Raw genomic sequence first — 13,674 nt, forward strand, 5'->3', positions numbered from 1 at the left:
GGTCCTTCGAATCATCCCGGAATGACAGCGATGACTACGCCCCCAGCGCCTGCTCCAAATCGGCGATCAGGTCTTCCTTGTCCTCGATGCCGATCGAGAGCCGGACCACGTCGGGGCCGGCGCCGGACTTCACCTTGGCGGCGTCGTCGAGCTGGCTGTGCGTGGTGGAGGCCGGATGGATCACCAGCGAGCGGGTGTCGCCGACATTGGCCAGGTGCGAGAACAGCTGCAGTTTCGACACCAGGCTGACGCCGGCGTCATAGCCGCCCTTCAGGCTGAAGGTGAACACGGCGCCCGCGCCCTTCGGCGCGTATTTGCGCGCGAGCTGGTTGTACTTGTCGCTCGCAAGGCCGGCATAGCTCACCGAGGCCACCGCCGGATGGCCGGCGAGGAATTCGGCGATCGCCTTGGCATTGTCGCACTGCTTCTGCATGCGCAGCGGCAAGGTCTCGATGCCAGTCAGGATCATGAAGGCGTTGAACGGCGACAGCGCCGGGCCGAGGTCGCGCAAGCCCAGCACGCGGCAGGCGATCGCGAAGGCGAAATTGCCAAAGGTCTCCTGCAGGCGGATGCCGTGATATTCCGGCCGCGGCTCCGACAGCATCGGATATTTGCCGCCGGTCGACCAGTCGAAGGTGCCGGCATCGACGATGATGCCGCCGAGCGAATTGCCGTGACCGCCCAGAAACTTCGTCAGCGAGTGCACGACGATGTCGGCGCCGTGGTCGATCGGACGGATCAGGTAGGGCGAGGCCAGCGTGTTGTCGACGATCAGCGGCACGCCGGCCTTCCGCGCCACCGTCGAGATTGCCTCGATGTCGGTGATGCTGCCGGCCGGATTGGCGATGGACTCGATGAAGATCGCCTTGGTGCGCGGCGTCACCGCGCGCTCGAAGCTCGCGACGTCGTCGGGATCGGCCCACACCACGTTCCAGCCAAAGCTCTTGAAGGCGTGCGTGAACTGGTTGATCGAGCCGCCATAGAGTTTTCGCGCGGCGATGAACTCGTCGCCGGGCTGCATCAATTGCTGCAACACCACGACCTGCGCGGCATGGCCCGAGGCCACCGCCAGCGCGGCCGTGCCGCCTTCAAGCGCGGCGACGCGCTCTTCCAGCACCGCGTTGGTGGGATTGCCGATGCGGGTATAGATGTTGCCGAACGCCTGCAGACCGAACAGCGAGGCGGCGTGGTCGGCATCGTTGAACACGAACGAGGTCGTTTGATAAATCGGAGTCGCGCGCGCACCGGTGGTGGGGTCGGGCTGTGCACCGGCATGCACGGCGAGGGTTGAAAATCCCGGAAGGCGATCGCTCATTGAGGGCGTCCTGTTCTCTTGGTCTGAAATCGCGCGGCATGCTGATGGGCGCCGCGCTCGCCGTCAAGGCGCCGCGTCACATCAAGACCATTTGGGAATGATCTTGCTACGCATTGTCGCGTTGGCAAAATGAATCCCTCGCAATTGCGTCAGCTTTGCTCGGTCTTGTTTTTGGCGGCACGATCGGATGCCGCGGTGTCGCCGCCGCCGACGCTCATCCGATTGAGGGATAGACGCATGCCTTGCGTCGGTGCCGGCGCGCGCTTCGAGCTCAGCGTGCGTGAATTCACGCCCATCCAGGAGATCTCGGACGACAAGCGGCCATATTCGATCTTGGGGCAGCGGTTCATCACCACCTTGATACCGACCGACTCGGCTTTCGCTGCCGCCAAATCGTCACGTGCGCCAAGCTGCATCCAGATCACCTTCGGCAGCGGGTCGAGCGTGAGCGCTTCCTCGACGACAGGCATGATGTGGCTGGAATTGCGAAAAATGTCGATCATGTCGATGGGACGGCCGATGTCGGACAGCGAGGCGATGAAGGGCTTTCCGAGCAGCTCCTTGCCGACATGGCCGGGATTGACCGGGATCATGTCATAGCCGCGCTGCGCCAGATATTTGAACGCGAAATAGCTCGGCCGCACATTGACCGGCGAGGCGCCGACCATCGCGATCGACTTCACGCTGTTGAGGATGCCGCGGATGTAATTGTCGGGATAGGCGTCGTGGTTCATCTTTTTCTTTCTCTGACCCTCATGGTGAGGAGCGCGGCACGCGCGTCTCGAACCATGAAGCCGCAAGCGGGCCTCTATCCTTCGAGACGCCGCGTTCCGCGGCTCCTCAGGATGAGGAGTTGACTATTCATCCCGCCATGTCGGCGTGCGCTTCTCGATGAAGGCGCCGATGCCTTCCTCGGCGTCGCGCGCCATCATGTTCTCGGTCATCACCTCTGCGGCATAGCGATAGGCATCCGCAAGGCTCATCTCGGCCTGGCGATAGAACGCCTCCTTGCCGAGCTTGACGGTGTAGGCCGATTTCAGCGCGACCTGCTCCGCCAGCGCGATCGCGGCGTCGCGTTCGGTGCCGGCGGGCACCACGCGGTTGATGAGGCCGATCTCGCGGGCGCGCGCGGCCGTGACAGGCTCGCCTGTCAGCAGCATCTCCATCGCCTGCTTGCGCGGCACGTTGCGCGACAGCGCCACCATCGGCGTCGAGCAGAACAAGCCGATGTCGACGCCAGGCGTAGCAAATTTCGCGTCCTCCGAGGCGATGGCGAGATCGCAGCTGGCCACGAGCTGGCAGCCGGCCGCGGTCGCGATACCCTGGACGGATGCGACCACAGGCTTTGGCAGATGCACGATCGCCTGCATCATCGCGCTGCAGGCGGTCATCATCTCGGCAAAGAAGGCGCGGCCACGGTCGGCGTCAGTGCGGCGCGCGGTCAGCTCCTTCATGTCGTGGCCGGCGGAGAAGGCGGGACCGCTGGCGGCGATCACGACGCCGCGGACGGCCTTGTCATCGCGGATCTCGTTGAGCTCCGCATGCAGGCTGGCGATCATCGCCGCCGACAGGCTGTTGCGCGCGGCGGGGCGGTTCAGCGTCAGCACGGCGATCGGGCCTACGGTCTCGCGCAGCAGGATCGGCGGTTGCGGGGAGGGGGCGCGGGCGGCCTGGGCGGACATCGAAGCGTTTCCGTTGGATTATTGCATTTGAATGACGCAGATAACTTAATGTAACAGGGCAAGTGAAGCGAGGGTGGGGAACAGCATGGCGTTAGCGAAAATGAGCGTGGCAGAGGTCGAGCAGTTCCTCCGTCACGAGTTTCCCCAGGCCTTCAGCGGCGACGACATCACGATCGAAAGCGCGGACGGCCAGACCTGCCTTTTGCGCCAGCGCTACAGCGAAAGGATGCTGCGACCGGGCGGAACCGTGTCCGGCCCGACGCTGATGGCGCTCGCCGATTTCGCGATGTACGTGGTGCTTCTGTCCGCGATCGGGCCGGTCGGGCTCGCCGTCACCACCAATCTCAACATCAACTTCCTGCGCAAGGGCCAGCCGGGGCAGGACGTGCTGGCGGAGGCGCGGCTGCTCAAGCTCGGCAAGCGGCTTGCGGTCGGGGAGGTGAAACTGCTGTCCGGCAGCTCGCCCGATCCGATCGCCCATGTCACCTCGACCTATTCCATTCCAAATGTTTGAGCTTTTCGCAGGTAATATAGCACCATATTTTTAAGCCATTGATATTACGGTGCTAATTTCAATTGCTGGGCATTGACCGGTGCGCGTCTCTTCTCTAGAAAACCGCGCAGTCCGGTGCGGTGTTCGCGCCGATGCTCCCCGTCCACGGAAACTCTGACATGAAAACCTTTTCGGCAAAGCCGGCTGAGGTGACGAAGAAGTGGGTGCTGATCGACGCCAAGGGTCTGGTCGTCGGCCGCCTCGCCACCATCGTCGCCATGCGCCTGCGCGGCAAGCACCTCCCGACCTACACCCCGCACGTTGATTGCGGCGACAACGTCATCATCATCAATGCGCAGCATGCGGTCCTCACGGGGCGCAAGCGCGAGCAGAAGACCTACTACAAGCACACCGGCTATGTCGGCCACATCAAGGAGCGCACCGCGCGCCAGATCCTCGAGGGCAAGCATCCCGAGCGCGTGCTCGAGAAGGCCGTCGAGCGCATGATCCCGCGTGGTCCGCTCGGTCGTGTCCAGATGGGCAATCTCCGCGTCTATGGCGGCGCCGATCATCCGCACGAGGCCCAGACGCCCGAGAAGATCGATATCGCCAAGTTGAACCGCAAGAACACGAGGGCCGCATAACATGGCCGAATCCATCCAGTCGCTCGACCAGCTCTCGCAGCTCAAGACGGCGGCGGCGCCCGATGCGCCCAAGCACGAGAAGAAGGTCGACAAGTTCAACCGCGCCTATGCCACCGGCAAGCGCAAGGACGCGGTCGCCCGCGTCTGGATCAAGCCGGGTGCCGGCAAGGTCACGGTCAACTCGCGCGAGGTCGAGGTCTATTTCGCCCGTCCCGTGCTGCGCATGATGATCGAGCAGCCGTTCTCGGTGGCCGCGCGTTCCGGCCAGTACGACGTGATCTGCACGGTTGCCGGCGGCGGCCTGTCCGGCCAGGCCGGCGCGGTCCGTCACGGCATCTCCAAGGCGCTGACCTATTTCGAGCCGGAGCTGCGCTCCGTGCTCAAGAAGGGCGGCTTCCTGACCCGCGACTCCCGCGTGGTCGAGCGCAAGAAGTACGGCAAGGCCAAGGCCCGCCGGTCCTTCCAGTTCTCGAAGCGTTAATCGCTTCGGTCACATTCGCCGCGAAAGCGGCTTCAATGAGATGCAAAAGGGCGCTGATTTCAGCGCCCTTTTTGTTGTTCGTTTGTATGCAAATTGATGGCGTGTTTCCCGAAAACTTGGCCTCCCGCGAAAACCTGAATGGAACTCGCGCGACCTAGCATCGCATTCGGAAGGGCGCGCAAATCGGCTGGGGCCGGTCGCGTAACTGCTATGTCTTAAAGGGGGCCGACATGATGTCGCTCGATAGCATCACGCTCTATTTGGTCGCCACGATGGTTGCCGCATTGCTCGGCGCCATGATGGTGTTTTTCGGCAGGCAGGAGAACAGCCCTGCACTGAAATGGTGGGGCACCGCCTATCTGCTCGGTGCCGCCTCCGTCGCGCTGTGGACCGCGGCCGGCGACAGGCTGGGCCCGCATCTTTACCTTGCGCTGAACGCGGTCGGCTTCGTCGCCTGCGGCATGGTGTGGAATGCGGCGCGCGTCTTCCACGGCCGCAAGCCGAACTGGCCGGGTCTCCTCGTCGGCGCGCTGGCCTGGGTCGCCGCCGTCACGCTGCTCGCCCCCGAGGCATCCATGTTGCGGATGATCATCGGCGCCGGCATCGTCTCGGTTTATGCGGCATTGACCGCGAGCGAGCTCTGGACCGAACGGCGCAAGAGCCTGCAGCGGCGCTGGCCGGCCTTCGTGATGCCGGTGATGCATGGCTGCGTGTTGATGCTGCCGGTCCTGATCGGCAGCTTCCTGCGTCCGCACGACGCCGGCTTCTCCCAGAGCATCTGGGTCAAGGTCTTCGCGGTCGAACTGATCCTCTATGCCGTCGGCACCGTGTTCGTGATCTTCATGCTGGTGTCCGAGCGCACCGTGACCGCGCACCGCACCGCCGCGTCGACCGACCCCTTGACCGGCATGCTCAACCGGCGCGGCTTCTCGGAAGCCTGCGGCCGCGTGATCGAGCGCGAGGCCAAGGCCGGACGTCCCGTGACCGTGATGATCTTCGACATCGACCACTTCAAGTCGATCAACGACCGCTTCGGCCACCCCGCCGGCGACGAGATGCTGAAACTGTTCTCGACCGTCGTCGTCAGCAATTTGCGCATCACCGACATGTCGGGCCGCATCGGCGGCGAGGAATTCGCAGCACTGCTGCCGTGTTCGCTGGAGGAGGGCGTGCTGGTCGCCGAGCGCGTGCGCGAGGCGTTCGAGACCTCCGGCGTCGTGGTCGACGAAGGCCCGGTCGACACCACCGTCAGCATCGGCGTCGCCGGCGGACCTGCCGGCACCGAGCTCGAGGTGCTGCTGGCATCCGCCGACACCGCGCTCTACCAGGCCAAGCGCGGCGGCCGTAACCGCGTCGAGGCGGCGGAGGAGCTGCCGCTGTCGCTGGAGAACTGGCGCCGACAGAGCGCCGCGCGGATCAGTGCGCCGCAGCCGCGGCCGGCCACCGCCTGAGACGCAAGGCGGCATCGCGGTAATCCCCTGTTTACCATTCGATCCCTACCATTGCGGCCATGGAATCGATCCGTCGACAGAACCCGCAAGCTGCCCTGATGTCGCTCGAAGCTGCTGCGGCCTCGGCACGCAGCGGCTTCGCCTGTCTGTTCTCCACTGCGGATGAATACGAGAGCGCGCTGATCACCGAGCGCCGCGCGCAGGGGCGTTACACGCAAGGCCGCCGCAGCTACTGGCCGCTCGCTTTGTTCATCGGCTGCGCCCTCATCGTGGCAGGCACGGTTCTGCTGCTGGTCTGAGAGATCTGCATTTTTGGGCCGACCAGGGCGCCGTTTCGGCGCCTTTTTCTTTTTCGCCGGCTGCGCTAGACACGCCCATCGAACAAAAAACAGGTGGAAACCGATGATCACCGAGATCGCGCAAATCGACGTCAAGCCGGGCAGCGAGAAGGACTTTGAGGCCGCCGTCGCCAAGGCCAAGGTCGCCTTCGGCCGCTCCAAGGGCTTTCACGGCTTCGAGCTGCACAAATCGATCGAGAAGCCGCAGCGCTACCGGCTGATGGTGAAATGGGCGACGCTGGAAAATCACACCGTCGATTTCCGCGGCTCGGAGAACTTCACCGAATGGCGCGGCCTCGTTGGCCAGTATTTTGCCTCGCCGCCCGAGGTGGAGCACACCGAGACCGTGCTCACGACCTGAGGGCTTATTTCTGGAGCATGATCTTATCGGAAAACCGCTGCACACTTTTCCGGATCATGCTCTAGGCCGCTTCTGCCAAAGGCGGCGCCTCATAGGTCTTGAAATGGTCGATCATGACCTTGGCGATGGCGACCAGCGGGAGCGCCAGCGCCAGGCCCCAGATGCCGAACACGACGCCGAGCACGATCTGGAACGCGAACAGCGTGGCCGGCGGAATGTCCAGCGCCTGCCGCTGCAGGATCGGCGTCAGCACGTAGCTCTCCATGGCGTGTACGCCCATGAAGAGCAGAAAGGCCGATAGCCCCGGGATCCAGCCCGAGGCGAGGCTCGCCAGCACCACAACGACGCCGGCGATGATGGCCCCGATGGTCGGGATGAAGGCGAGCAGGCCGGCCTGAATTCCCAGGATGAACGAGCTGGGGATGCCGATGACAGCAAGCCCGATCCAGGTCACCACGCCGACCGCGAGCATGACGATGATCTGCGCGATCAGCCAGCGCTCCAGAGTCTCACTGATGCGATCGATGATGAGGGCGACGCGGGTGCGGTGCCTGGCCGGCGCCAGGAACAGCAGGCCGTCGTGATAGACGGCCGGCTGGGCGGCGAAGGCGAAGCCCAGGAACAGCACGATGAAGATGTTGCCGACACCGTGGATGGTGCCGAGCAGCAGCTTGAAAGTCTGGCTCACGATCGCGCCGCCGCTGGAGGCCAGCGCGCCGGCGCCGGGCAGGGGACCGCGCGAGGGCGCTGCTGGTGCGGGCGCCGTCTCCGACGGCGCAGTGGCCGAGGCGTCGGTCGCGCCGTTGCCGAAATCGAAGAAGCTGGTGTCGATGCCGTGGTTGTCCAGGAAGGACTTCACGTTCCCGATCTGCGACTTGATGGTCTTGCTCAGCAGCGAAGCCTGTTCGGCAATGGTGGCGCCGCCGAGATAGGCGATGCCGGCCAGCATCAGGGCGAGCGCGGTGCAGACGATCGCGAGCCGCACCGGATGCGGCAGGGGCACGCGGCGACCGAGCGCGCCCGTCAGCGCGTTGAGGCCGAGACCGAGCAGCATGCCGGTGAAGATCAGCAGCAGGGTGGCGGCGAAATACCAGGTGAAGGCGAGCAGCGCGGTGAACAGCACGACGCCGATGCCCCCGACCGAGATCGCCCAAGCGAGGTCGCCGCGGGTCCGGGAGCGTTCATCTTTGGACGACATGGTCACATCGGGTCCTTTTCAGCGCAATGCGCGCTGCACTCTCTCGACAAACGCGCTTGGGATCAAGACCGCGTCAACGCGCTGGTTTGACGTCGGCGCGCCAACGGTGCAGAGCGATGAGGAAAGAACAATGGGGGCGGTTTGAGCTTCATCAGCAAATGGGCCGGTCTGCTCGGGCTTCTGGCCGTGCTCGTGGTCGGTGACCAGATCCGGATCAACCGGCCCGGGCACAAATATCGTCTCACAGTCGAGGTCACGACGCCTGACGGGATCAAGGCCGGATCCGGCGTTCTGGCCGTCGTGCCCGACCGCAACTATAACCGTGGCGGCCGCACCACGATGCGCGGGGAGGCAGTGTTCGTCGATCTCGGTCAGAGCAAGAATCTGGTGGCATTGCTGGCGCACCGGCAGGACGCCAAGCTGGACTTTGACGACATCAACTATGTCGCGCTCCGTGCCTATGGCGCCGCGCGCGGCAACCGCGTCTCGTTCAACGATATCCACCGGCAGACCGGCGTTGTCCCGGTGCAGGCAGATCTCGTGCCGGTGCTCGTGAGCTTTGGCGATCCCAAGGATCCCAAGACGGCGCGCCTTGTCGCCGGCGACCATGCGGAGGCGGTTCTGGGCGAGGGCTATGCGATCCGGGGCATCACGGTCGAAGTCGTGCCCAACGGGTTCTGGCCGGTTGATTTCGGTGGGGCGCTCGGAAAGCCCGTGACGCGCGGCATCGACGCGAAACTGCCCTGGCTGGCCGCCCCGGGCGATCCGGCCGCAACTGCACTGCAGGCCGCCGGGCTGCCCGCCGGGGGCGAGGCCCGGGAGGCATTTGCGCGAAAATAGCATTGCCGTCCCGCGATCCCTTCTGTTGAATTTGTTCCAGCCCAAGGGCATGTTTGGAGAATCCTATTATCGGAGAGGCGCGGAACGACAGATGAGAAAGCCGGTCGTCGGCGTGATCGGGAATGCCCATCGCGTCGAAAATCGATTTCAGGTCCAGATGGTCGGCGAGCGCAATTTGCGCGCCGTGGCCGAGGTTTCCGGCGGCCTGCCGATGATGTTCGCAGGTGCGCCCGATATCACCGATATCGGCGCGCTGCTCGACGTGGTCGACGGGATCGTGCTCACCGGCGCCCGCGCCAACGTCCATCCGACCCGCTTCAATGTCGATCCGTGTGAGCGCCACGAGCCGTACGATATCCATCGCGACGAGGTGGCGCTGGCGCTTTCGGTCGCCTGCGTCGCCCGCGGTGTGCCGCTGTTCGGCATCTGCCGCGGCCTCCAGGAGATGAACGTCGCCTTCGGCGGCTCGCTGCATCCCGAGATCCGCGAAATTCCCGGCCGCATGAACCATCGCATGCCCCGGCTCGAGAACGGCGAGATTCACCCCGATCCGACCGTGGTGTTCGCCGACCGTCACGACGTCGAGTTGACGCCGGGCGGAGCGTTCGCAACACTGCTCGGCTGCGAGAAGATCAGGGTCAATTCACTGCACGGCCAGGGCATCCTCGATCCCGGCAAGCGCGTGCTGGTCGAGGGCGTCGCCGAGGACGGCACCATCGAGGCGATCCGGATCGCGGAAGCCTCGACCTTCGCGCTCGGCGTGCAATGGCACGCCGAATACGATCCCCAGCGCAATCCGGTCAACCGCAAGCTGTTCGAGGCTTTTGGCGAGGCCATGGTGACGAGGCAGAAGGCGGCGGCGTAGGCCGTAGTCTCGTAGGATGGGTAGAGCGAAGCGAAACCCATCAGCACTTCCACGCTGAAGCATGATGGGTTTCGCAAGAGCTCTACCCATCCTAACGGCTCTTCCCATCAGCAGACACGTCTTCCCATTCTCGCGGCGCGTTTCGCCCGAGGTTTGCTGTCGTTCGCGCCCCATGAAGACCAAAGGGCGCAGGGAAGGCCGGGCGCCGGCGGCACCCGCAAGTCCGTGCGCGACGAAGATGCACACGGGATGGACCACAGGTGATGCCGGTCGCCCGGCCTTCCCTGCGCGGCTGGTTTTAACGGTGTCCTTCGTGCTCTCCCCGGGGAGCGTTGCACTATTGCCCCCGTCGCCTCGCGGATGATCGATGCGCGTGCCCGGTCGGGCCGCCGCATCACCGCAAGCCTTGACGCACAGACCCCGGGCGTCAGGACCACACGACTTCTCCGTCCGCGGACGATCCCGCCCGAATACCCGGAGGCTTGCGTGTGCTCGCCCTCGGGCATCGACGAAACCGCTGTGACCGCGCCGTGTCGTATCGCGTCGCCTGAGGACTCACGGTTGCCCGCCCTGTCATCATGCTGAGCCGCGCCGGCGCTACCGCGTCCACCGCCACCCGGCCCGCATCTCGTGACGATCGCGAAGCGCCCCTTTGGTAGGGCCGGGATGACGCGTCTATGCCACAAATCCGAAATTCGGGAAAGTGGAATATTTTTGTCGGAAGGGCTTGACCGGGTGTTTTGCCCGACGCCTCTCGGGAGTGACCCTGGCAGGGACTTATTGCGTTATCCCAATGCCGGGAGCCGCTTTATCGGGAAGACTTGTTTGGTGGATTTGGCAGATACACCTTAAGTTTTGTCCCAGGACGGAGGATGACCTTCATGAGCAGACCTGTGAAGACTGAAAGCGAACTGATCGCCATGGCCAAGGCCGAGTTGAGGGTTCACGCCGACTGTCCCGATGGAATGACAATTTCGATCCTCCGCGATGGCAATTCCTGGGAGTTTCGAGCCAGCGCAGACCGGGCCACCTCGGATCGGCCCGGCTACCCTGAATGCGTCGCCATGCTTGTCCAGATCGGCGATCACCTCTGCAAGCAGTACGACGTCGAGGGTTAGGCGCGTCCGAGAGCCGGATTGCCGGCTGCCCCGTGCATCGACCAAATTAGGCACAGTGACCCATTTTTGAGGTCACTGCGGCAAACTGTCCATTTTCCTGTTGACCACGAAATTGCTGACGGTAAAGGTGCCGTGCTTCACGCGCGGCCGAGACCCGAACACGTCTCGGCGAAAACCGACAACAAGAACGAGCGGAAGCATCAGGAGGGTGAACTAGCTCCCGCGCAGACGTGGACGGTCGCTGATACAGCGCCATGGTCCTGCTCGTTCGGGGGGAAGCACTCAGCGAGCGGGGAAAAGGCATCGATGCGCCCATTGTTGGCGGTGAGTACGGCTATCGACTGGCTGAACGAAAAGGTCGGTAACGTCTGCAATATTCTGGTGCTCGCGGCCTGCGTGGTCAGCGCTGCAAATGCGATGATCCGGTATGCCTTCAGCTACAGCTCCAACAGCTGGCTCGAGACGCAGTGGTATATGTTCGCCGTCGTCGTGATGTTCGGCTCGTCCTATACTTTCAAGCGCAACGAGCATGTGCGCGTCGAAATCCTCTACCTCATGCTGTCCGAACGCGGCCAGGTATGGCTCGACCTGATCGGGACATTGGTCTTCCTCGTCCCGGCGTGCCTGCTGCTCAGCTACCTCTCATGGGCGATGTTCTACAACTCGTTCATCATCGGCGAGATGTCCAACAATGCCGGCGGCCTCCTGCGGTGGCCGATCAAATTCGTCCTGCCGGCGGGATTCTTCATGCTGGCTTTGCAAGGCGTCTCGGAGGCCATCAAACGCATTGCGGCCTTGCGTGGTGAAGTCACGATCGATGCGAAATACGAGCGGCCGACCCAATGATCACGATTGAAATGATGCCGCCGCTGATGTTCGGCGGGCTGGTCCTGGCCATGCTGATCGGATTTCCGGTCGCCTTCACGCTGGCCGCTCTCGGGCTTTCGTTCGGATTTCTCGCGATCCACGAAGGATTCTTCGGATTCAGCTTTCTCCAGGCCATTCCGGAGCGCATCTACGGCAGCGTTCTCGCCAACGAGCTGCTGCTGGCAATTCCGTTCTTCACGTTCATGGGCGCGATCCTCGAACGATGCGGGCTCGCCGAGGATATGCTGGATTCGATGGGGCAGTTGTTCGGCCCCATTCGCGGCGGTCTCGGCTATTCCGTGATCATCGTCGGCTTCATCCTCGGTGCGATCACGGGCACCGTGGCGGCGCAGGTCATTGCGATGGCGCTGATCTCGATGCCGGTGATGATCCGCTACGGCTACAACATGCGCTACATCACCGGCGTGCTCGCAGCCTCCGGCACCATTACCCAGCTGGTGCCTCCCTCGCTGGTTCTGATCGTGCTCGCGGACCAGCTCGGGAAGTCGGTCGGCGATATGTATCTGGGCGCCTGGGGCCCATCGATCCTCCAGATCGCACTCTTCGCCGGCTACACGTTTGCGCTGAGCGTGATCAAGCCGGGCCACGTTCCGGCAGTGCCCAAGGAAGCAAGGACGCTCACGGGCTGGGCGCTCTGGCGCAAATGCCTTTTGGGCATCATCCCGTCCGCCGTTCTGATCTTCGTGGTGCTCGGCACGATGATGCTTGGCCTTGCCACCCCGACCGAAGCAGGCGCGATGGGCGCCGTCGGCGCGATCGTCCTTGCCGTCATCCATCACAAGGATTTCAGCTCGGCTGGTCACAAGGTGCTGCTGGTCGGCGTTGCGGCGGCGGGCGTCGGCACGATCATCGGCATCTACCTCACGCCGAATCTGCCGTTCAAGATCGCCTTCGCGATTGCCTATCTCGCCGTCGCCTGGGTTTGCATCGAGGCGATCAGGATTCCGGACCTGCGCATGCTGGTCAAGCAGGGCTACGAGACCACGATGCGCATCACCTGCATGGTGACGTTCATCCTGATCGGATCGACCTGCTTCTCGATCGTCTTTCTCGGTTGCAACGGTGGTGTCTGGCTGGAACACATGCTGACATCGCTGCCGGGCGGGGTCTGGGGATTCCTGATCTTCATGAACCTGTTCATCTTCTTCATCGCCTTCTTCCTCGACTTCTTCGAGATCGCCTTCATCATCATCCCGATGATCGCGCCGATCGCGCAGAAGCTGCTCACCCCCATCGTCGGGGCGGACGCTGCCTTGATCTGGTTCGGTGTCATGCTCTGCGTCAACATGCAGACTTCCTTCCTGCATCCGCCCTTCGGCTTTGCCTTGTTCTACCTGCGAGGCGTGGCGCCGAAGGAGGTCAAGAGCTCGGACATCTATTGGGGCGCGATGCCTTGGATCGGCCTGCAGGCGATCATGGTTGCGGTCGTCATCGCATTCCCGATCACGGTCACCGGGCTGCTGGACGCTCCCATCAAGGTGGATCTGGACAAGATCAAGATCGAGATTCCCGACATCGAGCTGCCGCCGCCACTCGATTTCGGCCAGCCCAAGAATTGAGGAAACATCTCTGCCCGGGGATTGATCCAAATATTGGAGGGCTGCCGGTGACCTGCCAACGCTGCCCTTGCGCAGGGAGCCGCGGACCTTGATTGCGACGTCGCAACCGATCAGCAGGCTGGCGGAGTAGACGGTCGCCTCGCGCTGTGGCTAAGTCCAGGCCCAGAGCAGCGAAAGGGGAGCCCGATGCCGTATTTCCCATCTGGACAAGACCGAAACTTCCGCGTCTGCAAGGTGCTTGCCGACCTGTTTTGCGCAATCTTGCTCGGGACCTTTTCCATCGTCTTCTTCGGCTGGGTCGGTGGCATTGTCGCGTTCGTTATCCTCGAAGTGTGCCTGATCGGGCTCGATTGGCTGATCCCGAGCGCGGACGACGCGGCTGGCGTTGTTCGCTAAGGGCAGCTCAATGGCAGAATCTCTCCCGCGACGGAATGGCCTCGC

16 protein-coding genes are annotated in these 13,674 nt (G+C 63.5%); 12 read left to right on the forward strand and 4 right to left on the reverse strand.

Annotated features, from left to right (window positions below; translation table 11 throughout):
• Window positions 1–34 precede the first annotated feature (34 nt).
• From CV770_RS14940 to CV770_RS14950, 3 genes are all read right to left on the reverse strand, one after another.
• Entirely contained in the window at window positions 35–1,315 is a 1,281-nt protein-coding gene (locus CV770_RS14940) for an O-acetylhomoserine aminocarboxypropyltransferase (protein WP_104462877.1), read from the reverse strand.
• A 149-nt stretch (window positions 1,316–1,464) separates the two neighbouring features.
• Window positions 1,465–2,049, reverse strand: coding sequence for a CoA-binding protein (locus CV770_RS14945; protein ID WP_091965247.1), 585 nt, complete (start codon window positions 2,047–2,049; stop codon window positions 1,465–1,467).
• A 123-nt stretch (window positions 2,050–2,172) separates the two neighbouring features.
• Window positions 2,173–2,997, reverse strand: a complete 825-nt coding sequence (locus tag CV770_RS14950) for an enoyl-CoA hydratase (protein ID WP_104462878.1) — start codon at window positions 2,995–2,997, stop codon at window positions 2,173–2,175.
• Between the two features lie 85 nt (window positions 2,998–3,082).
• On the opposite strand from CV770_RS14950, the gene CV770_RS14955 reads away from it, so the two are divergent.
• The 6 genes from CV770_RS14955 to CV770_RS14980 all read left to right on the forward strand — a co-directional run bounded on the left by CV770_RS14955 (window position 3,083) and on the right by CV770_RS14980 (window position 6,765).
• Window positions 3,083–3,511 carry a PaaI family thioesterase gene (locus CV770_RS14955; RefSeq protein WP_091965251.1) on the forward strand — a complete coding sequence of 143 codons (429 nt, stop codon included), beginning with the start codon at window positions 3,083–3,085 and terminating at the stop codon, window positions 3,509–3,511.
• Between the two features lie 158 nt (window positions 3,512–3,669).
• Window positions 3,670–4,134 (forward strand): 50S ribosomal protein L13, encoded by a 465-nt coding sequence (gene rplM / locus CV770_RS14960; protein ID WP_091965253.1) that lies wholly within the window; start codon window positions 3,670–3,672, stop codon window positions 4,132–4,134.
• Window position 4,135: 1 nt separating this feature from the next.
• Window positions 4,136–4,615, forward strand: a complete 480-nt coding sequence (gene rpsI / locus CV770_RS14965) for a 30S ribosomal protein S9 (RefSeq protein ID WP_008547917.1) — start codon at window positions 4,136–4,138, stop codon at window positions 4,613–4,615.
• Window positions 4,616–4,845: 230 nt separating this feature from the next.
• Window positions 4,846–6,066, forward strand: coding sequence for a GGDEF domain-containing protein (locus tag CV770_RS14970; protein ID WP_091965255.1), 1,221 nt, complete (start codon window positions 4,846–4,848; stop codon window positions 6,064–6,066).
• Between the two features lie 59 nt (window positions 6,067–6,125).
• Window positions 6,126–6,365, forward strand: a complete 240-nt coding sequence (locus tag CV770_RS14975; protein ID WP_104462879.1) for a hypothetical protein — start codon at window positions 6,126–6,128, stop codon at window positions 6,363–6,365.
• Window positions 6,366–6,468: 103 nt separating this feature from the next.
• A complete protein-coding gene (locus tag CV770_RS14980; protein WP_104462880.1) occupies window positions 6,469–6,765 on the forward strand; it encodes an antibiotic biosynthesis monooxygenase family protein in 297 nt (98 codons plus the stop codon).
• Window positions 6,766–6,826: 61 nt separating this feature from the next.
• On the opposite strand, the gene CV770_RS14985 is transcribed toward CV770_RS14980, so the two are convergent.
• A complete protein-coding gene (locus CV770_RS14985) occupies window positions 6,827–7,963 on the reverse strand; it encodes an AI-2E family transporter (protein ID WP_104462881.1) in 1,137 nt (378 codons plus the stop codon).
• A gap of 141 nt (window positions 7,964–8,104) precedes the next feature.
• Here CV770_RS14985 and CV770_RS14990 point away from each other — a divergent pair, with 141 nt between their 5' ends.
• From CV770_RS14990 to CV770_RS41615, 6 genes are all read left to right on the forward strand, one after another.
• Window positions 8,105–8,803, forward strand: coding sequence for a hypothetical protein (locus CV770_RS14990; RefSeq protein WP_104462882.1), 699 nt, complete (start codon window positions 8,105–8,107; stop codon window positions 8,801–8,803).
• Window positions 8,804–8,894: 91 nt separating this feature from the next.
• Window positions 8,895–9,668, forward strand: coding sequence for a gamma-glutamyl-gamma-aminobutyrate hydrolase family protein (locus CV770_RS14995; RefSeq protein WP_201759865.1), 774 nt, complete (start codon window positions 8,895–8,897; stop codon window positions 9,666–9,668).
• A gap of 881 nt (window positions 9,669–10,549) precedes the next feature.
• Window positions 10,550–10,786 carry a hypothetical protein gene (locus CV770_RS15005; protein WP_165637708.1) on the forward strand — a complete coding sequence of 79 codons (237 nt, stop codon included), beginning with the start codon at window positions 10,550–10,552 and terminating at the stop codon, window positions 10,784–10,786.
• Window positions 10,787–11,092: 306 nt separating this feature from the next.
• Window positions 11,093–11,632, forward strand: coding sequence for a TRAP transporter small permease subunit (locus tag CV770_RS15010; protein WP_104462883.1), 540 nt, complete (start codon window positions 11,093–11,095; stop codon window positions 11,630–11,632).
• Window positions 11,629–13,233 carry a TRAP transporter large permease gene (locus CV770_RS15015; RefSeq protein WP_091965264.1) on the forward strand — a complete coding sequence of 535 codons (1,605 nt, stop codon included), beginning with the start codon at window positions 11,629–11,631 and terminating at the stop codon, window positions 13,231–13,233. Before CV770_RS15010 ends, CV770_RS15015 begins: the two co-directional genes overlap by 4 nt.
• Before the next feature lie 186 nt (window positions 13,234–13,419).
• Window positions 13,420–13,629: a hypothetical protein gene (locus CV770_RS41615; protein WP_129590988.1), complete on the forward strand. Its 210-nt coding sequence runs from the start codon at window positions 13,420–13,422 to the stop codon at window positions 13,627–13,629.
• Window positions 13,630–13,674: the final 45 nt, after the last annotated feature.

This window comes from Bradyrhizobium sp. AC87j1, from assembly GCF_002936975.1.
Lineage (GTDB): Bacteria > Pseudomonadota > Alphaproteobacteria > Rhizobiales > Xanthobacteraceae > Bradyrhizobium > Bradyrhizobium shewense.

Bases quoted from the DNA above. Each gene is read 5' to 3' on its own strand.
- CV770_RS14940 (WP_104462877.1), bottom strand. From the start codon at position 1,315: ATGAGCGATCGCCTTCCGGGATTTTCAACCCTCGCCGTGCATGCCGGT.
- CV770_RS14945 (WP_091965247.1), bottom strand. From the start codon at position 2,049: ATGAACCACGACGCCTATCCCGACAATTACATCCGCGGCATCCTCAAC.
- CV770_RS14950 (WP_104462878.1), bottom strand. From the start codon at position 2,997: ATGTCCGCCCAGGCCGCCCGCGCCCCCTCCCCGCAACCGCCGATCCTG.
- CV770_RS14955 (WP_091965251.1), top strand. From the start codon at position 3,083: ATGGCGTTAGCGAAAATGAGCGTGGCAGAGGTCGAGCAGTTCCTCCGT.
- rplM (WP_091965253.1), top strand. From the start codon at position 3,670: ATGAAAACCTTTTCGGCAAAGCCGGCTGAGGTGACGAAGAAGTGGGTG.
- rpsI (WP_008547917.1), top strand. From the start codon at position 4,136: ATGGCCGAATCCATCCAGTCGCTCGACCAGCTCTCGCAGCTCAAGACG.
- CV770_RS14970 (WP_091965255.1), top strand. From the start codon at position 4,846: ATGATGTCGCTCGATAGCATCACGCTCTATTTGGTCGCCACGATGGTT.
- CV770_RS14975 (WP_104462879.1), top strand. From the start codon at position 6,126: ATGGAATCGATCCGTCGACAGAACCCGCAAGCTGCCCTGATGTCGCTC.
- CV770_RS14980 (WP_104462880.1), top strand. From the start codon at position 6,469: ATGATCACCGAGATCGCGCAAATCGACGTCAAGCCGGGCAGCGAGAAG.
- CV770_RS14985 (WP_104462881.1), bottom strand. From the start codon at position 7,963: ATGTCGTCCAAAGATGAACGCTCCCGGACCCGCGGCGACCTCGCTTGG.
- CV770_RS14995 (WP_201759865.1), top strand. From the start codon at position 8,895: ATGAGAAAGCCGGTCGTCGGCGTGATCGGGAATGCCCATCGCGTCGAA.
- CV770_RS15005 (WP_165637708.1), top strand. From the start codon at position 10,550: ATGAGCAGACCTGTGAAGACTGAAAGCGAACTGATCGCCATGGCCAAG.
- CV770_RS15010 (WP_104462883.1), top strand. From the start codon at position 11,093: ATGCGCCCATTGTTGGCGGTGAGTACGGCTATCGACTGGCTGAACGAA.
- CV770_RS15015 (WP_091965264.1), top strand. From the start codon at position 11,629: ATGATCACGATTGAAATGATGCCGCCGCTGATGTTCGGCGGGCTGGTC.
- CV770_RS41615 (WP_129590988.1), top strand. From the start codon at position 13,420: ATGCCGTATTTCCCATCTGGACAAGACCGAAACTTCCGCGTCTGCAAG.